General features: G+C 40.2%; 20 protein-coding genes. 16 read left to right on the top strand and 4 right to left on the bottom strand.

Features of this window, described 5'->3' with window-relative positions; genetic code table 11:
* Positions 1-100 precede the first annotated feature (100 nt).
* Positions 101-1,537, bottom strand: coding sequence for a RapZ C-terminal domain-containing protein (locus FN809_RS02840; protein WP_142531948.1), 1,437 nt, complete (start codon positions 1,535-1,537; stop codon positions 101-103).
* A gap of 273 nt (positions 1,538-1,810) precedes the next feature.
* Between FN809_RS02840 and FN809_RS02835 the strand changes: the two genes are divergently transcribed.
* The 15 genes from FN809_RS02835 to FN809_RS02765 all read left to right on the top strand — a co-directional run bounded on the left by FN809_RS02835 (position 1,811) and on the right by FN809_RS02765 (position 17,710).
* On the top strand, positions 1,811-2,623 hold the full coding sequence (locus tag FN809_RS02835; RefSeq protein ID WP_142531947.1) for an outer membrane protein assembly factor BamD: 813 nt from the start codon (positions 1,811-1,813) through the stop codon (positions 2,621-2,623).
* A 23-nt stretch (positions 2,624-2,646) separates the two neighbouring features.
* Positions 2,647-2,973, top strand: a complete 327-nt coding sequence (locus FN809_RS02830) for a DNA-directed RNA polymerase subunit omega (RefSeq protein WP_142531946.1) — start codon at positions 2,647-2,649, stop codon at positions 2,971-2,973.
* Positions 2,974-3,094: 121 nt separating this feature from the next.
* Positions 3,095-4,327 carry a bifunctional phosphopantothenoylcysteine decarboxylase/phosphopantothenate--cysteine ligase CoaBC gene (coaBC, locus tag FN809_RS02825; protein ID WP_246095409.1) on the top strand — a complete coding sequence of 411 codons (1,233 nt, stop codon included), beginning with the start codon at positions 3,095-3,097 and terminating at the stop codon, positions 4,325-4,327.
* Complete coding sequence (gene porD / locus FN809_RS02820; protein ID WP_142531945.1) at positions 4,324-5,229, top strand: type IX secretion system protein PorD; 906 nt, start codon at positions 4,324-4,326, stop codon at positions 5,227-5,229. The genes coaBC and porD overlap by 4 nt, the downstream gene beginning before the upstream one ends.
* Positions 5,230-5,244: 15 nt before the next feature.
* Positions 5,245-6,906: a DNA repair protein RecN gene (recN, locus tag FN809_RS02815; RefSeq protein ID WP_142531944.1), complete on the top strand. Its 1,662-nt coding sequence runs from the start codon at positions 5,245-5,247 to the stop codon at positions 6,904-6,906.
* Positions 6,907-7,228: 322 nt separating this feature from the next.
* Positions 7,229-8,038: an SDR family oxidoreductase gene (locus FN809_RS02810; RefSeq protein ID WP_142531943.1), complete on the top strand. Its 810-nt coding sequence runs from the start codon at positions 7,229-7,231 to the stop codon at positions 8,036-8,038.
* A 281-nt stretch (positions 8,039-8,319) separates the two neighbouring features.
* On the top strand, positions 8,320-8,811 hold the full coding sequence (locus FN809_RS02805; protein WP_142531942.1) for a DoxX family membrane protein: 492 nt from the start codon (positions 8,320-8,322) through the stop codon (positions 8,809-8,811).
* Between the two features lie 4 nt (positions 8,812-8,815).
* Positions 8,816-10,396, top strand: coding sequence for a Gfo/Idh/MocA family protein (locus FN809_RS02800; RefSeq protein ID WP_142531941.1), 1,581 nt, complete (start codon positions 8,816-8,818; stop codon positions 10,394-10,396).
* A 4-nt stretch (positions 10,397-10,400) separates the two neighbouring features.
* Entirely contained in the window at positions 10,401-11,450 is a 1,050-nt protein-coding gene (locus tag FN809_RS02795) for a Gfo/Idh/MocA family oxidoreductase (RefSeq protein WP_142531940.1), read from the top strand.
* 344 nt (positions 11,451-11,794) lie between these two features.
* Positions 11,795-12,496, top strand: coding sequence for a family 16 glycoside hydrolase (locus tag FN809_RS02790; RefSeq protein ID WP_142531939.1), 702 nt, complete (start codon positions 11,795-11,797; stop codon positions 12,494-12,496).
* A gap of 309 nt (positions 12,497-12,805) precedes the next feature.
* A complete protein-coding gene (locus tag FN809_RS02785) occupies positions 12,806-13,537 on the top strand; it encodes a hypothetical protein (protein ID WP_142531938.1) in 732 nt (243 codons plus the stop codon).
* 14 nt (positions 13,538-13,551) lie between these two features.
* On the top strand, positions 13,552-14,088 hold the full coding sequence (locus FN809_RS02780) for an RNA polymerase sigma factor (RefSeq protein WP_142531937.1): 537 nt from the start codon (positions 13,552-13,554) through the stop codon (positions 14,086-14,088).
* A gap of 2 nt (positions 14,089-14,090) precedes the next feature.
* Positions 14,091-15,650, top strand: a complete 1,560-nt coding sequence (locus FN809_RS02775; protein ID WP_142531936.1) for a PorT family protein — start codon at positions 14,091-14,093, stop codon at positions 15,648-15,650.
* A gap of 205 nt (positions 15,651-15,855) precedes the next feature.
* A complete protein-coding gene (locus tag FN809_RS02770) occupies positions 15,856-16,635 on the top strand; it encodes a hypothetical protein (protein WP_142531935.1) in 780 nt (259 codons plus the stop codon).
* A gap of 181 nt (positions 16,636-16,816) precedes the next feature.
* Positions 16,817-17,710: a hypothetical protein gene (locus FN809_RS02765; RefSeq protein WP_142531934.1), complete on the top strand. Its 894-nt coding sequence runs from the start codon at positions 16,817-16,819 to the stop codon at positions 17,708-17,710.
* A gap of 78 nt (positions 17,711-17,788) precedes the next feature.
* Here the strand turns inward: FN809_RS02765 and FN809_RS02760 are convergent, their stop codons facing one another.
* The 3 genes from FN809_RS02760 to FN809_RS02750 all read right to left on the bottom strand — a co-directional run bounded on the left by FN809_RS02760 (position 17,789) and on the right by FN809_RS02750 (position 21,148).
* Complete coding sequence (locus tag FN809_RS02760) at positions 17,789-18,484, bottom strand: response regulator transcription factor (protein WP_142531933.1); 696 nt, start codon at positions 18,482-18,484, stop codon at positions 17,789-17,791.
* A gap of 101 nt (positions 18,485-18,585) precedes the next feature.
* On the bottom strand, positions 18,586-20,205 hold the full coding sequence (locus FN809_RS02755) for a sensor histidine kinase (RefSeq protein ID WP_142531932.1): 1,620 nt from the start codon (positions 20,203-20,205) through the stop codon (positions 18,586-18,588).
* A 394-nt stretch (positions 20,206-20,599) separates the two neighbouring features.
* Positions 20,600-21,148 carry a WcaF family extracellular polysaccharide biosynthesis acetyltransferase gene (locus tag FN809_RS02750; protein WP_142531931.1) on the bottom strand — a complete coding sequence of 183 codons (549 nt, stop codon included), beginning with the start codon at positions 21,146-21,148 and terminating at the stop codon, positions 20,600-20,602.
* Positions 21,149-21,330: 182 nt separating this feature from the next.
* Between FN809_RS02750 and FN809_RS02745 the strand changes: the two genes are divergently transcribed.
* Positions 21,331-22,671 carry an amidohydrolase family protein gene (locus FN809_RS02745; RefSeq protein ID WP_142531930.1) on the top strand — a complete coding sequence of 447 codons (1,341 nt, stop codon included), beginning with the start codon at positions 21,331-21,333 and terminating at the stop codon, positions 22,669-22,671.
* The last annotated feature ends 169 nt before the right edge of the window (positions 22,672-22,840 follow it).

The following is a 22,840-nucleotide window of genomic DNA, read 5'->3' as shown; positions in this document are numbered from 1 at the left end:
TTTACAGGGTCTATGTCACGCTTTTTTTCCGTTTTACATTTTGTTTTCCCCATGGTTCAAGCTGTTTTAAATGATAAATTAAGTACAAAAACCCCCATGTTTACTTTCTAAGTCCGATGGGATTCAACTCCTGCTCAATGTGATGAAGTTTTACCGTAACGGGGTAATTGTTTTGGATGTATTCGCTTAGGCGTTCCGCACTGTAAACCGAGCGATGTTGTCCTCCTGTACAACCAAAATTTACCATTAAATGTTTAAAGTTCCGCTTAATATATTTTTCTACCGATTTGGATACCAAAGGGTACACAGCATTTAAAAAGTCATCCATTTCGGGTTCTTTTTCAAAAAATTTGATTACACTCTCATCTTTGCCTGTTGCCTTAGCGTATTCAGGATATTTTCCGGGGTTGTGTACGGCTCTGCAATCAAAAACAAAACCACCGCCGTTGCCACTCATATCGTAAGGGATGCCTCGTTTATACGAAAAACTGTTGATGGTCACCGTTAGTGCGTTTATTTTCTGCAACTGCTGATTATGTGTCAAAGCGTCCAGCACCTTGTTTAGTTCGGGGATGTGGATGGGTAAAGGATGCTCACGCAAAAGGTAGGTGATATTTTTGAGAGCATAGGGGATACTTTTTAAAAAGTGCTCCTTTTTTTCGTAAAAGCCTCTGAAGCCGTAAGCCCCCATTGCTTGCATGATGCGGATGTAAACAAACCCCACATAATGATTTTTAAATAATTCTTCATCTACCTCCATATGTGTTTTTAAGGTATGGATGTAATGATTATAGAGCATTTGGCGCAGTGCTACCGGTATATCCGCTTTGCCATCGTACAAGAGCGAGGCCAAATCGTACTGTAATGCACCTTTTCTGCCTCCTTGATAGTCGATAAACCATGGCTCCCCATTTTTTATCATAACATTGCGCGACTGGAAATCACGATACAGAAAATAATGATCATCGGCTTCCAATAAAAAATCTATCAAACGCTGAAAATCCTCTTCCAGTAATTGTTCGTCGAAGGGGATTTGTGCCAGCTTTAAAAAATAGTATTTAAAATAATGCAAATCCCACTGCATCGACTGTCGATCGAAAGCCTTGCGGGGGTAACACAGGTCAAAATCCAGCCCTTCGGTTCCTTTGAGTTGAAACAAAACCAGTTCTTCGATAGTTTTTTTATAGATATCGATTAGCTTATCCGAAAATTCATCTTCTGTTCTGTTTTTCTGTAAAAAATCAAATAAAGTGATACTACCCAAATCTTCTAACAGATACACATCGTTTTCGCGATCCGCACTTAAAACTTTCGGAACCCTTAAGCCTTTAGAATTAAAATGATCGGAAAAACCTAAAAAAGCATCGTTTTCTTTTTTGTCGGCATTGTAGGCACCCACTGCACTGAATCCCTCACTACTCAAGCGAATGTATTCGCGATACGAACCGGATTGGGGCAATAGTTTCATTGATTCAACTTGTTTGCCGGTATGTTCGGTAAACATGGTCATCAACAATTGAATTTTATCTTGTTCCATATGCTGGACTTTTTTTCTGATTTGTACAATCTGCAAAACTAATAAAATATGGCAAAAGTATGCAGTTATAATTTATTTGGATGCGCGGCCCAAAAAAGACCTATACTGAAACGCTGTGGTGTTACATGTTTCTTTTTTTTTTGACATTAAAAAGTTATCTTTGCACGTTATTTAGAATAAAATATTGCAGAAACCGGATGTTTTAGCTTTGTTATATTGTTTAATTTTAACGCATTACATCTTTTTTAATTACAAAAAATAATCATTCAATTGATGAGAAAATTTCTTGCTGCCTTAATCCTTATCCCCTTATTACTAAGCTGTAGTCAATACCAAAAGGTGTTAAAAAGCACCGATTACGAGTTTAAATATGCTAAGGCGATGGAATATTTCGAAAAAGAAGATTTCATGCGCGCAGCAACACTCTTAAACGAGTTGCAAGGTGTTTATCGAGGTACCGACAAAGCAGAAACTATTAATTATACCTATGCCAGCTGTCTGTATGGTTTAAATGATTACATCATGGCGGGGCATTACTACCGCCAGTTTGTAAAAACCTTTCCCTCAAGCCAACGGAACGAAGAGTGTCAGTTTATGAGTGGATATTGTTATTATATGACATCGCCAAAACCCCGTTTGGATCAAACAGATACCTACAATGCCATTAACGAATTTCAGCTTTTTGTTAACCTCTATCCCAGGAGTGAAAGAGTAGCCGAAGCCAACAGGTTGATGGACGAACTTCGTGATAAACTGGTATATAAATCTTATTTAAGTGCCAAACTTTATTTTGGCCTTGGCGATTATATGGGTAATAATTATCTATCGGCGGTAATAGCGGCACAAAACAGTTTAAAGGAATTTCCGGATACCAAGTATCGCGAGGAGTTATCATTCCTTATTTTAGAAGCCAAATATATTCAGGCCGTAAACAGTGTAATCAGTAAAAAGGAAGAGAGGATGCGGGATGCCATAGACGAGTATTTCTCGTTTATCAACGAGTTTCCTGAGAGTCAGTACCTTAACAGGGCGGTTAAAATATACAACGATGCCGCCAAGAACATCAATTTTGAAGAAACGAATTAAAAACGGATACTTAATAATAAACCATGGATTATAAAAAATCAAATGCTCCGGGCACTACCATCACCTGGGATACAAAAAAACTCTCGGAGGATACCGGAAATATTTACGAGTCGGTTAATATTATTGCCAAAAGAGCAAATCAAATTAGTGTTGAAATGAAAGAGGAGTTAAACAAGAAACTCCAGGAGTTTGCTTCTTATACCGATAACTTGGAGGAGGTATTTGAGAATCGCGAACAAATAGAAATTTCGAGGTTTTACGAACGTTTGCCAAAACCTTCTTCTATCGCTACGCAAGAATTTGTGGATAAAAATGTGTATTACCGCAACCCCAATACAGAGGAAGCATAACACATTTCCAGCAGTCGGTAATGTTGACCTTGCTTGAGTCAACCAACCGGATGATCGCATTAAAAACAAAAAGGTAAAGGAGGTTGTTTTATATTTCTTTTATCTTTTTTTATTTTTAAGCATGATGATATTAAAGAATAAAAAGATCATACTTGGGCTTACAGGCAGTATTGCCGCTTATAAATCGGCTTATTTATTACGGTTTTTGGTAAAAGAAGGTGCCGATGTACAGGTTTTAATGACACGGGCCGCCAAAGAATTCATTTCACCTGTAACCATGTCAGCTCTATCCGGAAAACCCGTGCTGGGCAGCTTTTTTGAAACTACCGATGGCACCTGGCACAGCCATGTTGATTTAGGAATGTGGGCCGATTTAATGCTAATTGCGCCCGCCTCGGCAAACAGTATGGCAAAGATGGCTTCGGCCATTTGCGATAACCTCTTACTCACAACCTACCTTTCGGCTAAATGTCCGGTTTTTATTGCTCCGGCGATGGATCTGGACATGTACCGTCATCCGGCTAACCTTAAAAACATAGAAACCCTGGCCAATTACGGAGCACAAATTATTGAGCCCGGAGTGGGTGAGCTGGCCAGCGGACTACACGGTAAAGGAAGGATGGAAGAGCCGGAAAGTATAGTGGAAAAAGTAAAGGCGTTTTTTAGTGGCCAAATGGAGATGGCCGGCGGAGAACTTAAGGGACAAAAGTTTTTGGTTAACGCCGGACCAACCTACGAAAAAATTGACCCGGTGCGATATATTGGTAATTATTCGAGCGGAAAAATGGGCTTCCATATTGCAGAGGTGTTGGCCGAAAAAGGTGCCGAGGTTACTTTGGTTTCAGGTCCGGTTAATATAAAAACCGAACATCCGAGAATTCAGGTGTTACCGGTGCTGTCGGCAAAGGAAATGAACGAGGCTTGTTTAAAACATTACCCAAGCTGCCATGGCGCTATACTTTGTGCTGCCGTAGCCGATTATACGCCAAAGGTTAAAGCAGATAATAAAATAAAAAGCAACAACCCGGAACTTAACCTGACGTTAAAAGCAACCGAGGATATAGCCCAAAACCTGGGAAAGATAAAAACTAAAACTCAGTTGCTTGTAGGTTTTGCTTTGGAAACGGACAATGCAATACAAAATGCCGCTAAAAAACTGGCAAAAAAGAACCTCGATTTCATCGTGTTGAATTCATTAGAAAACCCAGGTGCCGGTTTTGGAGTAGATACAAACCAGGTTACAATTATTGATAAAAATAATAAAGCAAAAGAGTTTGCGTTAAAAAGTAAACGCCAGGTGGCCGAAGATATCGTGGATACGGTGATTTCATTTTCTATAAGTAAATCAACATGATAAAAAAAATTGCCCTCTTAGGTTTTATGCTCGTACTGTTCCGTTTGGGTGGTGCACAGGAGTTACAATGTTCCGTTTCGGTTGTTGCACCCAGCGTTCAGGGCACCAATAAACAGGTTTTTGAAACCTTGCAAACCGCCATCATTGAATTTTTGAATGGCCAAAAATGGACCGATAACGTTTATAGTCCCGAGGAAAGGATTCAATGCAGTGTGATGATTAACATCAAAGAGATAAAATCGGTAGATGATTTTTCAGGGACCATACAGATACAAGCCCGCCGACCTGTTTATAATTCGGCCTACAGTTCCATACTGTTTAATTACCTCGATCAGGATTTTGATTTCCGCTATGTTGAGTTTGAGCCCTTGATATACAATCCTAATTCGTTCGAGAGCAACCTTGTAGGCGTATTGGCCTACTATGCCTATGTGATATTGGGCTTCGACTACGATTCGTTCTCAAAGTTGGGTGGCAGCACTTATATGGAGAAGGCACAGGATATTGTTAATCAGGCGCAAAACTCACCACAGAAAGGCTGGCGCTCGTTCGAGAGTACACGAAATCGCTATTGGTTGGTGGAGAACTATTTGAATCAGCAACACCGCCCCCTGCGCGAATGTATGTACCAATACCATCGTAAAGGCCTGGATATGATGAGCAATAAACCGGAGGAAGGCCGTAAGGAGGTACTTTCTGCCATCGAAAAACTGCAGAAAGTGCATCGTGCAAAGCCCGGTTCCTTTGCTGTACAGGTGTTTTTTGATGCCAAATCCGAGGAGCTGATCAATATTTTTTCCGAATCTTTTTCTATGGAAAAAGGACGGGCAATTGAAGTGCTTTCGGAAGTTGATCCGGCCAACGCCAGCAAATACAGTAAATCGTTAACGGGTAATCAATAATTAGCTCATCCAAATATGCTTAAATCGCTATACGTTTCTAATTACGCTTTAATAGATCAGGTAGAAATAGATTTTAGCACCGGTTTTTCGGTAATGACCGGTGAAACAGGTGCCGGAAAATCTATTATATTAGGAGCCCTTTCTCTGGTACTCGGCCAACGCAGCGATATGTCGGTACTGAAGAATAAAGATAAGAAAAGCGTTATTGAGGCTTGTTTTAATATTACCGGCTACGGTTTTAAAAGCTTGTTTGATCGTGAAGATGTGGATTATGCCGAAGAAACCACCATACGTCGCGAAATACTTAGTACTGGAAAATCACGTGCTTTTGTTAACGACACACCGGTTAATCTTGGGTTTTTAAAAAGCATATCGTTAAAGCTCATCGATATTCATTCGCAACATCAAAATCTGTTACTCGGCGAAAGTGGTTTTCAGCTTAATGTGGTGGATACAGTAGCCAATAACGCTGCACTCAGAGATAAATATTTATTGGATTATAAGGCGTATAAAGCCTTGGTACAGAAAAAAAACCAATTGGCCGATAAAAATGCCAAACTGGCTCAGGAGGCTGATTACATGCAGTTTCAGTACAATGAGCTCGAAAGTCTTAAACTTGTAAATGGAGAGCAGGAGGAATTAGAACAGGAAAGGGAGATGCTGGCGCATGCCGAAGAGATAAAAGGTCATCTTTTTGCCGGTTTTCAATTACTCAATGGTGAGGAAGCGCCGTTACTGGCCGCCTTAAAAGATGTGACACGTAATATCGAGAAAATTGCCGCCTTTATTCCCCAGGGAGAGGAGTGGCGCTCACGTTCCGAATCGGCTTTTATAGATTTGGATGAGCTGGCTAAAGAACTCGAAGATAAAATGGAACAGGTTGATCATGATCCCGAACGGCTTGATTTGGTAAGTTCCAGACTCGATCAGATATATGCCTTACAACAAAAGCACCGGGTGGATAACCTGCAGGCTTTAATTGAAATCAGGGACAGCCTGGCCCAACAACTTAGCCAAATATCTTCATTCGAAGAGGACTTGAAACAGCTGAATAAAGATATTGAAGCTGCAATAAAAGTGCTTCAAATATCGGGCAAAGCCGTAAGCCAATCACGTAAAAAGGTGATACCGGCCATTGAAAAACAAATTGTTAGTCAGTTAGCGGAATTAGGTATGCCTAATGCGCGTTTGGTGGTGGAGTGTAGTTCACTTAAAGAATTTACCGAGAATGGGCACGACCACATCGACTTCCAATTCTCAGCCAATAAAAAAGGGGAGCTGTCGGCTATACCCAAGGTAGCCTCAGGTGGCGAAATGTCGCGGGTGATGCTGTGCATAAAAGCTTTACTATCGGAGTCAAAGGGCTTACCCACCATTATATTTGATGAGATAGATACCGGGGTATCGGGCGAGGTAGCCGATAAAATGGGCGACATTATGCAACAGATAGCCCAAAACATTCAAGTAATTAGTATTACGCATCTGCCACAGATAGCGGTAAAAGGGAAACATCATTATAAGGTTTACAAAACCGATAGCCGCAGTGATACCCAAACGAGTATACAAAAACTCGATTATGAATCGCGGATTACAGAAATAGCCAAAATGCTGAGCGGAAGTAATTTAACCGCAGCCGCATTGATTAACGCCAAAGAGCTGTTGGGCGAAGAAGTGTAACAGGTATGGATTGGAGTAGTTATAGATAATTCTATTGTAGCTTGCATTACTGTTTATACCGCTTTTGAGTTGTTTCTTTATCTTGTTGATGTTTTACTCAGGAAGGGTTGAAGGGCTTTTAAATTTAGGTAATAAATATATCTGTATTTTATTTTTTGCCTTTATATTTCTTTGGTAATTCACGTTTCCATTGCATGCTGCACTTCCTGCCCTAAGCTTTTAACGGTACACTTTCCCGAAATTATTGAGTAAAAAATTTTACCAATCGTTTTGATATTTTTCTAAATTTGTTCCCGAAATTTAATACCACGCAATACTTATCATGCAAAACAAAGTAGTGATTATTACCGGAGCATCGTCCGGAATAGGATTGGCTCTGGCCAAAGAGTTCGCGCAAAGGGGAAGTAAATTGGTGCTGGCAGCGCGCTCTTCAGACAAACTGCACGACATTGAGGAAGAGTTGAAAAAACATGGCACGGAAGTTATTACAGTCACAACGGATGTTAGTATTGAACGCGAGTGCAAAAATATGGTGGACACGGCGGTGGAGAAGTTTGGATGCATAGATATTCTAATCAATAATGCCGGACTTTCGATGCGTGCCCTTTTTAAAGATGTGGAATTATCGGTATTGAAACAATTAATGGAAGTAAACTTTTGGGGAACAGTATATTGCACCAAATATGCCTTGCCTTATCTGTTAAAATCTAAAGGAACGGTAACGGGCATCTCGTCCATAGCCGGTTTCGTTGGTCTTCCCGGCCGCACGGGTTACTCGGCCAGCAAGTTTGCCATGCATGGCTTTCTGGAGGCATTGCGCGTAGAAAATTTAAAAACCGGATTACATGTATTGATTGCAGCACCCGGCTTTACGGCATCCAACATTCGCAAAACAGCCCTCACAAATGATGGTTCGCAACAGGGCGAAACACCACGTAAGGAAGAAAAGATGATGAGTGCCCCCAAAGTAGCCCGTCATGTGGCCCATGCGATCCAAAAGCGCAAGTCAACCCTCGTGCTAACGTTTGTAGAAGGAAAACTGACCGTATGGCTTAAAAAATGGATGCCCAGAACCCTTGACAGATTTACTTACAAACACATGGCCAAAGAACCCAATTCGTCGTTTCAATAATTAACTTCAATAAGGACATCATTATAATTGTCCTCCTCTGCCAAGCCTTCAAGTCACATAGAGAATTTAAAATTAAAAAATTCTGAAAATAGGTAATAACATACTATCTTTCGACATTATTTGAATGAATTAGGCGAAAATTAGTATTGCACGGGTGTTTTTTATCTAGCAGGCGCTTTTACATTATTATTCAATTTATCGTTTTCCGCAATGTTGCGGGATAATTTGTCCTTAATTCATTTGAGACGGAATTTATTAATTTCACAATCAATTAAACTTATATGACTAAAAAATCAGACGGATTATTACAAAGGCCTCAGTTACTGGCTTTGGTGGTCTGCCGTGTACTTATTGGATGGCATTTTTTGTACGAGGGCTTTGTTAAGATTTTAAACCCCAATTGGAGTGCAAAAATATTCTTGTTAGATTCACAAGGTTGGTTTAAATCCTGGTTTATATGGATGGCCAATAACGAAATGATACTTCAATCGTTGGATTTTTTAAATCAATGGGGCCTTGTATTCATCGGTGCATCTCTGATTTTAGGCTTATTTTCGCGTATGGCATCCATTGCGGGAGCCGTCGTTTTGGCCTTATATTACCTTTCGCATCCACCTTTGATTGGTGTTGAATATATGTTGCCTTCGGAAGGTAGTTATCTGATTGTAAACAAAAACCTGATTGAAATGGCTATGCTCATTGTTTTGGCACTTATCCCCACAAGTCAGCGTATTGGCCTGGACAGATTAATATGTAATAGCCGGAAGAAATAAGACCATGGAGGAAAAAAAGAATACAGAAATAAAGACCTCATCCATGAAAATGGGTCGCAGGGATGTACTTAAAAGTCTGGCAACAGTACCTGTTGTGGGTGCTTTTGCCTACGGTATGTATAAAAAAAACAGGTATTACGAAACCTTGAATAGTAAGCTGTTAGAGGAGCTCGATTTTGATATAAAGCAACAGCATGGCCTAAATGTGCCCACCAACAAAAAAATAAGAATTGGCGTTGTAGGATGCGGGGGCAGGTCTTCCTATTTGATGCGTTCGCTGGGTTTTGCTCATCCCTCCTATATTGACAACCAGATTGAATGGGCAAAAAAAGATAAGGGGTGGCAGGAGAGATTACAAAATTTTATCGATCAGGAGGATATGGGAGTGGAGATAACTGCCATATGCGATGTGTTTGATATACATGCCGAAGAGGCCATAAAATCCGGACAAAACATTTACCGTCAGGGTTCAAAAGGAAAAATGGGTAAAGCTCCCCGTAGATACCGCACTTATCAGGAATTGATACAGGCGGATGATGTGGACGCCATTATTATTGGCACACCCGATCATTTGCACTCTCCTGTAGTTATAGAAGCGGCAAAATACGGTAAGCACGTATATTGCGAAAAACCCCTTTCGTGGACCGTGGAGGAGACGTATCAGGTACGCCAAGCGGTTGTAGATTCGGGTATCGTGTTTCAGTTAGGGCACCAGAACAGGCAAACGGACAGTTATCACGTGGCCAAGAGCATCATCGAAAAAGGTGCCTTGGGAAAAATATCGCTGATTGAAACTTGTACCAACCGCAATACTCCCAACGGTGCATGGGTTTATCCCATTCATCCCAAAGCCAACTCAAGTAACATCGACTGGAAGCAGTTCATAGGACCGGCTCCCTGGCACGATTTTAGTCTGGAGCGCTTTTTCCGGTGGCGTTGCTGGTGGGATTATAGTACCGGCCTGAGTGGCGATTTATTTACCCATGAATACGATGCCATGAATCAGATACTGCAACTGGGTATTCCTTCATCGGCAATGGCTTCGGGTGGGGTATACTTTTTTAAGGATGGACGTACCGTACCCGATGTGCTTAACATGGCATTTGAGTTTGCCAACAGAGATCTTACCTTGCTGTATACCGCTACTCTGGCCAGTCAGCACGAACGCCCCAAGCTTATCATGGGGCATGATGCAACTATGAAAGTAAGCAATACCTTAGAAATAGTGGCGGATGCCAATTCAACCAAATATAGCGATAAGATAAAAAGTGGCCTGATAGACCCCAGCAAACCTATATTTACTTATACTCCTGGTAAAAACAAGGTGGATGCGGTTACCACAGCCACAGAGAAATATTTTGCCGGTCGCGGACTGCTTTATACGCATCGCAATGGAAAACAGGTGGATACGGCACATCTGCACCTTAGAGAATGGCTCGATTGTGTTCGATTAGATAATGGTACCCAGCCCAGTTGCGATATTCATCGGGGTTTTGAGGAAGCTATGACAGCCCACATGGGAACCATATCATACAAAGAGGGACGCAGGGCTTATTGGGATTACGAAAAGGAAAAAATTGTTTAAGGCCATGGAAAGTATAAAAAAAATAAATGTTGGGGTAGTCGGCTTCGGTCTTTCGGGCCGGGTGTTCCATTCGCCTTTTATCCACACCAATCCCCACTTTAATTTGTCTGTCATCGTTTCGTCAAAAAATGATGCCCGGGAAATATATCCCGACGTGGAAATAATCAGAGATTTTGATGATTTGTTAAAGAGGGAGGATATTGAACTGGTTATTGTGAGCACCCCCAATCAACTGCATTTTGAGCAGGCTAAAAAAGCATTGGAAGCCGGTAAACACGTGATTGTTGAAAAACCCATCGCACCTTCCTCCAATGAGGTGCTGCGACTGATTGAAATAGCCAGGCGATGTAATAAAAAACTGCTGCCTTATCATAATTTACGGTGGAATGGTGATGCCCGTACGGTTAAACAAATTTTAAAAGATAATTTATTGGGAGAGGTATGGGACTGTGAACTGCACTTCGATCGGTTTGTACCTGAAATTAAAGGAAAAGAATGGAAATATGGCAACCCGGTGGGTGGGGGTACACTTTACGATTTAGGTGTGCACCTGATTGATCAAGCCGTAGATCTGTTTGGAAAACCTGAGGCTGTTTTTTGCCGCCTCTTTAACCAACGCATGGGCAGTGCTGTGGACGACAGTTTTGATCTGAAACTAATTTATCCCCTGCTGAATGTCACCCTTAAAGCAGGCGTGTTTGTAAAGGAACAAGGACCCAGAATTGCTATACACGGCAAAAAGGGTTCCTTCGTAAAATACGGTATCGATCCGCAGGAAGCCATCCTGCGCAATGGGGGTATGCCCATTGGTGATGACTGGGGAAAACAACCCGAAGAAGATTGGGGTATTTTAAATACTCAAATAAATGGTCTTAATTTTCGCGGAAAAGTAGAAACACAAGCGGGTAATTATCATTCTTATTTTAACGATGTGTATCATTGTATTGTGGATGATAGGGAGCCAGCGGTAACACCCGAACAAGCGTATTTAAATATTCTTATTATAGAAAAAGCAATCGAGAGCCATGAGAAAATGCAGGTAGTGAAGCTTTGAAATGCGGACAAATAAAAACAGGAATGTCCCCGGCGATTTATGGGGTTCTATTGTTTGTTTTCCTCAGAAAGGGTGCCTATCATCCTGAATTCAGGAAACATTAAGGAAACAGAGGTACAATGTTTTTAGTATGGTAATGGCAGTGTTCGTACAAATGGCGGGGTTATTAGCCGCGGTCTGCCTTTTTCTATGGCAAACCATAGGTAAGTATTCCCCCTTCTGTTGCAATTCGACCAATTGTACACTTAATTAGTTTACACAACATTATACAAATTAGTCCGGATCAATAGGCTTGTTCTTTGAAAAGTGTTAAGTTTGACAAAACAACAAATAATAATAGTAAGATGAAACAATTTTTTTCCGTAGCGTTGGCTGCAGTATTAATTACTTCATGTGTATCGCAAAATAAAATGAACACTTTAACAGAACAAGAAAAACAAGAAGGATGGGAGCTTTTATTCGACGGTAAAACGACCAAAGGATGGCATACCTTTGGAAAAAAATCCATCTCCGGATGGACGGTAAAGGACGGTGTTCTTCATAATTCAGGCATAGGGAGCGATTCTGGTGGCGATATTGCAACGGATGAAGTGTACGATAGTTTTGAGTTGTATTTAGAATGGAAAGCAACCAACGAAAGTAACAGCGGTATTTTTTATTTGGCCGATGAAAAATTTAGTGATGTTATATACGAAACAGGCCCTGAGTATCAATTACTGGACGACAAGGGCTGGCCTACGGAACTCTCCCCTTCGCAATATTCGGGTGCCAATTACGATATGAATCCGCCTGTAGGCGCCGAGGTAAAGCCCTTGGACGAGTTTAACGTTACACGTATCATTGTGGATGGCCCACATGTTGAGCATTGGCTGAATGGGAAAAAAGTAGTAGAGTACGAACTATGGAGTCCACAATGGTATCAGGATAAAGCCAATAGCAAATGGGCGGAATTTCCCAACTATGGTATGGCCAAAAAAGGTAGGATTGGTTTACAGGATCATGGCGGATTGACTATGTTTCGCAATATTAAAATCAGGCGACTGTAGGTGTGGTAAAGAAAAGGGCATGAATGAATTTATGCTGCGTTGCCCTGTTTTTGCAACGCAGTCTTCCTGTTTTTTTAGCTATCAATATGCAAAAGTGAATAAATATTGCGTTTTTAGCCGAACACAGTATTCACTGCGCTATCATTTAATTTACTTTGTTTAAACACAAACCCATCTTTACTTGGCTTCTTAATAGGGTTTGATATAAAAACGCTAATAAAAAAATAAAGTACCATTCCAACCTTTTGCTTCTGCGCATCGTCATATTAGCAGCCAAAGTTATTACGGTAACAAAGATATACCCCTTGTATGAATAACATTTTTTACACTTTTAAGTGGTTTTACCTGTTGCTTATCCTTAGTATGTTAGCTGGTGCAGCTTGCGAAAAGGAGGATTTTACGGAGCCTGTTTCTGTAGATTTAAAGGTTGGCATAGCCGAAGGCACCCATGCACATGTTAGTTTTAACGGGGGCATGGTTCGTTTCAAACAAATTTGGTTTGATGGGCAGAGGAATCAAGGCGGTAATGTGTATTTTACTACAAATAAAGACAGACAAATTCAGTCCTTAAATTTTTCGGCAAAAGAGGCCGGTTATGTTAAGCGTTTTGATATTCCGCAGGGCGTTTATTCTCGGATGGAGTGGAGTTTTGAGTTAGATGAATTGGACGAAGACGACAATGATATGCCGGATGATTTTGATGGGGGCTTGGTAATTACAGGTAGTTATCGTAGACCCGGAGGAATTTTAATTCCGATTTATTTTGTTGTAGATGAAGATGAACGTATTGCAGCCATATCGCAAGGGGCAAGTGAGTCCGAAAACATCACCTTGCTTGCCAACAAAAGTTATGAGGCACAGCTAATTCTTGACCCATATTATGCTTTTCAACCAGTAACACTGGCATCGTTGCAGGCTACTGATATAGAGGAGGATGATGTAGATAATCCCTATATCGAAATTTCGTCGGATGAGAATAAATCGCTTTACGAAAGCATAATCTTCAGGTTCGAAAAATCGGTAAAAGTGATTATCAAATAAGTCATTTTTTGTCTATGGAGACCAATGACGAAGCGTTGTTAAAGGGGTGCAGGCAACATCAACGTAAAGCACAGGAACAGCTTTACCGTTTATATGCGGGGGAGATGCTACGCATATGTTTGGCTTATGAACCCGATAGAGACGAAGCAAAGGATATTTTGCAAAATGCCTTTTTAAAGGTGTTCAGAAATATTGAGGCATACAACGGAAAAGGTGCACTTAAAGCGTGGATACGACGTATTATTACCAATACCGCTATTGATGCCTATCGTAAAAAGCAACAAAACCAAACCTTAAGAATAGATGATGTAAGCCAGTACGCCGAACCGGCCGAAGAGTTTTCGGATCCGCTGGTATGTCAGGATTTGCTTCGCCAGGTGGAGCAGTTGCCCGATGGTGCCCGCATGGTTTTTAATTTGTATGCCATTGAAGGATATACGCATAAAGAAATAGGGGAGAAGCTGCAAATATCGGAGGGAACATCTAAGTCGCAGCTCAATAGAGCCCGAAAAATATTGAATGAACAGTTAAACAATATGGATAGCACATAAAGGTGAAACGCTTTAATAAAAAATATCGTGAATTGTTGAGGCAGGATGCGCCCAAAGCACCGGACGACGTATGGAAAAAGCTATCGTCGCAGCTGGATTTGGATGCAGCCGAAATGCGCCTGAATGAGCAGGAGAAAAATATGATTGAGGAGGTTTGGCAAGACCTGGATGTCCAGCTAGATATTGACCAGGTATGGAATGGTATTTCGGGTGAGTTAGACAAAGACGAGGAGAAAGTCCTATCCCCTAAAACAAAGTTTCCTTATTGGGCAGTAGCTGCCGCCATTTTGCTGCTGATATTGATGGGCGATACCGGTTTAGTGCGATACTTGAACCTTGGCTCAAGCCCTGAGCAATTGGCTGATGTACAATTAACGGCTGGAGGCGATTCCTCAAAGTATTCTACACATGCTACGGTGGAAGAACAAAACGAAAACAAATCAAATCAACTTTCCTTAGCAACTGTTATAAACGATACAACGCTTACAGACGTGTCGACAAAGTTTGGAAACGAGGAAAAAGCTAGGGATATAAAAACTCACCCAAAAGCAAATAAAGAAACCAACAGGATAAACGAAAAGAGCCATAGCCTAAAACAAAATGAAGGCAAGCGTAATTTAATGGCTTATGTACCGGCAACAATGAAAACCCGTAAGGATGAAAGCCGGGAACAGCAGCGATTAAACCTAAGTGACAAGAAAAGGGAGGATGTGGCTTCGTATTCCAAAGATGCTTATTTAATAGGTAAAGATGCTTTTGTAACACAACAACAGCAATTTAAACCCGAACTGAAAGCCATTCATCCTGATCAAAAAATACTAAGCCCTAATGTAATCAATGGTTTTGACTTGCCATTTGCTAGGGTCGAAGAACCAAGCTTAACGGCATACAATAAAAAATACAGTAAGTGGTCCACCGGTGTGGTCACAGCCGTAAAAAATACTTATCTGCTCAATTCAGAAACCAAAGATGGCTTTTCGGCCACAGGCATGAACGAATCCAAAATTACGGTAATGCCGGATATCGGTTTAAACGTGCAATATGCGCTTAGCCCGCGTTATGTTTTAAGTACAAACCTTTTTTTTACTTCCAGCTTAAAGCAAAAATACAACACCTACAGTTATGGCGAATATGTGAGCAAACAGTTGCAATTAGATTATTGGGCAAGCGAGTTGGCTATTAAGCAAAATGCCCGAAACAATATTTTTAGTTCTGAAAAGATAGTGCGACGCAATATTGTAGGTTTTTATGTGGCTGCGCTGCGTTCGGCATCCCAAAAAATTGTAAACGAACCTACCGACATCACTTCAAAATATACCAGGTTCGATTATGGGCTTGTTCTGGGACAGGAAATAGAATTTGTTTCCCATGGCCCCATCACGGTATCCAGCGGACTGACCTTTAAATACGGTTTGCCTAATGTATATGCCGGCGACAGCGCTCTTCCTGGTAACCTGAACCAAACGCATAATGCCTCCTTCGAGTTCCGTGTGGGTATTGCCTATCAATGGAAAACCAATAAAGGAATCGATCATTACCTCTCATTTTTGATTGGTAAATAATTTAACCAGAGTTGCTTCTATACGCTATTCTGAAATATTTTACTTTCTTCAGTTAATTTTTACATCGTTGATTTATAGTACGATAGGCTTGTTTAGAAAAGAAATCCTATAATTAATTAAAGTTCATTCCAACCTTTACGGAAGCGTCTTCGTCAAGAGAGTATAGAAACAACTAACACTATTAATTTTAAAAACACAATTTATTATGAAAATGCTAAAAAATTTATTTTTTGTATGCTTGAGCCTTGCCGTATTGGCAAGTTGTAACAATGATGATGTGGTGAAAGTGGACACGAGCCGCGTAAAGGTGGCCATTAAAACAAGTAAAACAGCCCCGGCGGGTACTGCTTCTTTAAAAAATGCTTCCGTTGCGGAGTCTCCATTACAACTAAGCAAATTTTATATCAATATGGCTGAAATTGAATTTGATGTGGACGATGATGCGGAAGACAAACTGCCTGGAAATGCACCGGTTTATGGAGATATTGAGTTACAAGGACCTTTCTTGGTAGATCTTTTGGATCCGAATTCAGCAACAGGAATTGATCTGGCAATAACCAATATACCCAATGCTACCTACGAAGAAATAGAGTTTGATTTTGATGTGTACGAAGGTAAGGATAATGAGTTGATGAATGGTAATACCCTTTATGCAGCCGGAACTTATGCAATGGGTGACGAATTGGTTGACATTGTAATAAAAAGTGACGAGGACTATGAGTTTGAGTTGGAATATGAAGGCGGTGGTATCGTACTGGATGGAACAGACTCAAAAATTTTTGTTGACCTAAATCTTCATGTATTGTTACAAAAATTAGTTGCAAATGCAGGTGCTGATTTTGCTAACGCTACTCGCGAAGAGGATGGATCTATTCTAATTTCTAAAAATAAAAATAAAACGATACTCCATAAGTTTGAAGAGGCGGTTGAAACGGCTTTTGACGCATTTGAAGACAGTGACGATGACGATGAGGAGGATAATTAATTCATAAATTTAATATAATAAGTAAGTCGTCTCAATAATAATTTGAGGCGACTTTTTTTATTGGTAGGGAAGCTTTAATCATTTGCAAAATATTGCAAAAGCTTATCTGTTAACAACTGTTAATTTAAAATTTCTTTATTATCTTGCAGCCCTTATTTGGTAAATTTTAGATAGGCTAATAATGAAGAGAGGGTTAACCACCGCTATATGTTTAGGTTTGTTTTTTTCGATGTGGGCAGCCAAGCCTTATTACAGGATTGGGCAATCGAATAAAACGGTGGGTGTTTTAACGGTAGAAGTAGTTAAGTTGTTGATGGATAGTGATTTTGAAGTGTTGGGAATGTATCATCCACATGGCAACAAAAATTTGCAGGTAATTGTTTTTACACGCGATGAATTAACCAGCATGGCAACCAGTGTTGCCGATAAAGGTGCTTTTGGCGCTACCCTTAAAATAGGATTAATAGGTATGGAAAATAGCACTGATATTTCCCTGCTGAATCCGAATTATATCAATCATGCCTTTTATGGTGGAAGTACCAATGCACATGAAGCGCAAAAGATGACTGCATTGACCGATTCTTTAATCAAAAAGGCACTGTTGCCCTTGGTTTCGGAAATGGAATATTATGGTAAAGATATCCCCAACGAAGAATTGGGCAAATATCAGTTTTTACCTACAATGCCACGTTACAGGGATGTGGTGGAGCTAAACGAATTCGATGAGTACTTAGAAGCAGTGGCCACCATTAAAAAGAATTTGTTGCAAGGCGTTGATAGTAGCAGGCTGGTGTACGAATTAAATTTTCACGATAAGGAAATAGCCTTATTCGGACTTGCTTTTAAAGGTGATAACTGCCCCGAGAAACAGATGCTGACCTTAATGGGTGTAGAATGTATCCCTTCTTTGCCTCTTGAAATTCTGGTACAGGGAAATAAAGCGTATATGCTCAATGGCAAGTATCGTATCCCCTTATTCAATAGTAGCCTAGGCATAACTAAGATATTTAAAATAATGGGAATAAGCTCCGATATTAGTACCCGCATGGAAAATATTGCCACGCTCTACGAATAACAGAGGTACTCGGTAGCGCGGTAAACAATGAATATTAAATAAGTGACCTGAGCCTGACGCAGTACCGGCTATAAGTATCTATTCTTCTAGTTTTAAGAGATAACCGCTGCCATGAATATTCACAATTTCAATGCGGGGATCCGCGCGCAAATACTTGCGCAGTTTGGTGATGTACACGTCCATGCTTCGCGTGGTAAAGTAGCTGTTTTCGCCCCATATTTTGTTAAGGGCTTTTTCGCGGGGCATCACCCGGTTCATATCCAGGCATAACATTCTTAAAAGTTCGGCTTCTTTAGGTGAGAGTTGTTCCACCTTGCCCGGCGAAGTGAGTGTACGCATCTCCACGTTAAACTCTATTCGACCCAGTGTAAATATATTTTGTATACTTTCGTCATCCTTATTGGCACTACGGTTGAGGATGGCATTTATTTTTGCTATTAAGATTTCCGAATCAAATGGTTTGGTTACATAATCATCGGCGCCGATACCGAAGCCCTGTAGTACATCATCCTTGAGTGTTTTGGCCGTCAGGAAAATCAACGGTATATCTTCCTCCTTATTTTTTATTTCTTTGCCTATGGTAAAACCATCCACATGCGGAAGCATCACATCCAGGATGCATATATCAAAATGAGCCGGCACAAAAGTTTTAAGGGCATTGGCTCCATCTTTTACCCAGGTTACTTCAAAGCCGTTTATTTCGAGGTAGGATTTCATGACAGTACCAAAATTTTGGTCGTCTTCAACCATAAATACTTTTTTCTTAACGCTCATTATATTTTTGTTTTATTCTGTGAAGCACTAATTTATAAAACTTATGCCATTAAACTTCGATGCATCCATACCTTTAAGTAGCTTAATTTCTTTTTTAGAAATCACGCATATGGTAAAAGTAATTTAAAGGTAGAACCCTCACCCGGTTTACTCTTTACAATAATACTCCCCTTATGTTCATCTACTATGGCCTTTACGTAACTTAAACCCAAGCCAAAACCTTTTACGTTATGGATGTTTCCTCTGGTGGCACGGAAAAACTTATCGAACACCTTGTTTTGTTGCTCCTTGGTCATACCTATACCATTGTCTATCACATTAATTTCTATCCCCGTTTTGCTGTTCTGCGTAGTCAGTTCTATCACCGGGTTTTCTTTACTGTATTTTAAGGCGTTTTCTACTAAGTTCATAATTACATTGGTAAAATGAACTTCATCAACCTTTAAAATCGTACGTTGTGCTTGTAATTTGGTAATTATTTGGGCTTGTTTTTGTTCGGCCAGCAGTTGCATATTTCCAACCGCATCGTTAATCAAAGCATGTAAATCTGTTTTAACCCGGACTACTTGAAAGTCTTTTTTTTCGATCAGCGACATTTGCAGCACCCGCTCTACCTGGTTGTTCATTCTTTTATTTTCTTCCTTAATTATTTTCAAAAATGGCGAAATATGTGCGGGTTTGTCAATAATCATCGGATTAGCAATATTATCGGTTGCCAAATTGATGGTGGCTATGGGGGTTTTAAACTCATGTGTCATGTTACTAATAAAGTCCGATTTTATTTCAGAGAGTTTCTTTTGGTTTAGTATGGTACGCAGGGTAAAATAAAAGGTAATAAGTATAAAAAGGGTAAATATAAAAGATGAGCCCAGAAGCAGATGCAAGGATTTATAGATAAAAATATCTTCCTTGGGAAAATATACATCTAAAGCCATTGGTGTCCAGTTTCTGAAAAAATCATCCGGAAATAAGTTAACTACAAAGCTAAAATTACTTTTTTCCTTTTTGTAGTTGTTGGAGACCAGTTTACTAATGGCACCATTATTCCGATTTATCACTGCATATTCATACCCTAAGTCGATACCCCGTGCCTTCAGTTCATAGTTCAGAATGCGTGTCAGGTTTTTGGTATCAATCCTGTTACTCACGTCGGAGGAACGCATCTCAATTTCGTAACTGAATTGATTTAATATGCTAAGTGGATTTATATTGCCCCCTTTTGATAGTACCTGTTTTAAGGAATCCTGCCATTGTCGGATCAGCTGCTCGGCCCGATTTGTTTGCTTATTGTCCTCAAAATTAAAGTTGTGTTCCGATATAATTACCTGCTGCGATTTGCCGTTGCGTTGGATTTCTATATAACCTTCCACATGGCTGCTGCGGTAGGGTACAGTTGGGTTTTTGTCTTTTTCTATGTCGCCGGGCGAATATCGGTTTTGCCTGGGGCTGGCATCCGGAAAATAGGGCAGTTCCCGGGGTAAGGTGTCCGTGGCTATATTTTGCGCATAAGGCGAGGGTATCAAGCGCTCAATAAAGTGACTGGCCGCGCGCTCACGCTGTGCTCTGTGTACGGTAGCTTGCAGTGCATCGTAAACGGTAGCATCAAACTTCTCCTTACGAACTTTTATGGCATTGTTCATCCAAAAAAACTGAACGGTGATAATACCCAACAGCGAAAAGCCCATCAAAATTACAAGTCCAGTGAACGATTTATTCTTCATTTTTTTGTAAGTTCAAAATGCCAATTATTTGGTTTATAGTTATTCAACAAGTAAAGATAAATATTTTTAGTTGTAAGCCTTTTTACTTTAACTATTCCTTAACGGACTTTAACCCCGCCTTAACCCATGTAGTTGTAGAACGCAGATAAAACGAAAAAAAAGGTGAGATGGCCACAGTAAGCAAAAAATGGAGAATTTGTTAGGTGTGAATGGCATTGCAATGGTTAAAATACAAAAAGGTTATCCGTACCGGAATTGTTAGGTAAGGTTTAAAGCTTGCAATTGATTTTTACTATCCTCTCCGATAGCATGGCCGGTCTGCATCGCTTTCTTTCTGAGTAAAACGCATTGGAGCCAAAGAATTTATTTCTTTTTAGGGCAGTAGTTTAACCCTTTATTCTATTATCCTGTCTTTTACCTTTACTGCCGGATTACCCCTATACACCGAGTAGGATTCCAAAATTCCCGAACCAACCGATTGCACCGACAGAACCGCATGTGTTTTACACAGCGTACCCGGGGTTAGCATGGCCTGGGCACCTATCCAAACTCCATCCTCAAGTGTTATGTTTCCTACCATCAAATCAAAAGTCTCCTTTTTGTAATTGTGGTTGCCACATAGCAATACGGCACCTTGCGACAGGCAGCAATTGCTACCAATGTTTACCTGTTCCAGGTTGTCTATCCAAACCTTCTCACCAATCCAGGTGTTTTCACCGATATTAAGCTTCCATGGATATTTTATGTTTATGCCGGGCTTTATTACCACGCCGGCGCCAATATTGGCACCAAATAATTTTAACAATATTTTTTTTATTCCTGACGAAGGATTCAAAGGACAGATGAAAAAAACTGCGTTTACAAAATACCAAAGTGTTCTTTTAATGGTGTTACCGGGATTGTACCAATTGTTGTTATATTTTGAAAGATTTGTCCGCTTCATTATTGTGTTTTAGTTGATCAATGCGCTAAATGTTCTTTCTCCGACATCGCTTATACTTATTGTCATTTTCTTTTGTACAATAAAAATATTTAATGTAATTTTAAAGGATAGAGCAAATGTAATTATTTTTTTTTTGACAAAATAGTGAGCTGTATTATACAAAGCATTAAAAAAGTCTTTCGATGAATTATATCGTTATAAAAAATGGTTTTGTGGTAAAAGAATCGGCTATTATAACCGAAGACATTTTGGTTGGGGGCAATAAAGTTTTGCAAATAGGTCAAAATCTGCCACGTCCGAATAGCGAAACGCCCGTAATTGACGCCACGGGTAAATATGTGCTGCCCGGTGCGGTGGATATGAATCGTCATTTTTTGTACCTCGGGAAAAATGAAAAGACAAAGAAAGAGTTGAAAAAATTGAACCAGGCAGAAATATATAACGGGACTACTACTATGCTTGATGCTGTTGATAGTTTTCATGGAAAAAACTATCTGCATAACATAAGTAATGCCAAGGAAATGGCGCATTACAATTTAATTGATTACGGATTCCATCTGTCCTTTGCCGACGCCAAAAAAAACATGGTTGGGGCATTGGATCATAGCTATATACACGAAGGAATATCTACCATTCTGGTAAATATATCGTCGTGGGATAATTTCAATATTAATATTCTTGAATCTACACTTCGTGCTGCCTCAAGCTATCCTTTACTCATTATTTGTGACTTGATAATTCCCGAGGCCGGTAAAAATGAGGAAGATCAGGCTGAGCTTAATGGCACCAACGTTTTAAATCGTCATTTACAGTCGCTTACCGAATTGTTGCAAATGGGCTTAAAACATAAGTGTCCGCTAATGTTTTTAAATGTTGAGTTTAAAGAAGAGTTGAACAGGATACAGGAGGGAATTAAGAAAGGGGGGGAGTTTTTTGTGAGCATTAACATGCCTTTCTCTATTGATATATCTGACATAACAGGACTGGCTCGTCCGGATAAATTAAGCGGCTTAAGCACCCGCCAACCGCTGAGTCCGATTAGCGCCGGGGAGGTTTGGCAATTGGTAAAAAATAAACGCTTCTTAATTAATCCACCGCCTTATAATATAGCTATAGAGGATAGCGTTGAGGAGGGCTTGGTTTATAACCGACCGGATAAGTTTTTTTATTTGCGTAATTATTTAAGCATGCTGTTTACCGTAGGTGTGAGCGAAGGCCAAATCAATATTTTAGACATGGTAGATATTGTTTCGGCCCGTCCCGCCAAAATAATGGGGCTATGGCCTCAAAAGGGAGTGTTACAGCCCGGGGCCGATGCCGATTTTGTTGTATGGAACCCTACCTTCGACAGAAATTTGTATTGCTCTATCCTTTCCGCCGACCGCCAATCTTTTAAAAAGTACAAATTGAAAGGGCGACCCGATTTTGTTTTTGCAAAAGGGCGCATGATGTACAACGGCGAATCGTTTTACCCCAAACATGCCGACGGTAGTTTTGTGTATCGATCGGCACCAATGCTTTAAAACCTGCAATATGGCGGAGTAGCCCTGTCTGGTTATGTTATTTTTTTTGATAGCGTTAATGGTTATACAAATAAAGTACTTCGATTGACTTTTTTGATCAACTGCCCAATAATTCATCTGTGTATCAAATGGTTTAGGTGATATCCGAATCGCAACAATTACTCCAAGG

The sequence above is a fragment of the Saccharicrinis carchari genome, assembly GCF_900182605.1.
GTDB classification, from domain to species: domain Bacteria; phylum Bacteroidota; class Bacteroidia; order Bacteroidales; family Marinilabiliaceae; genus Saccharicrinis; species Saccharicrinis carchari.
This window is presented reverse-complemented; position numbering and strand designations above follow the sequence as displayed.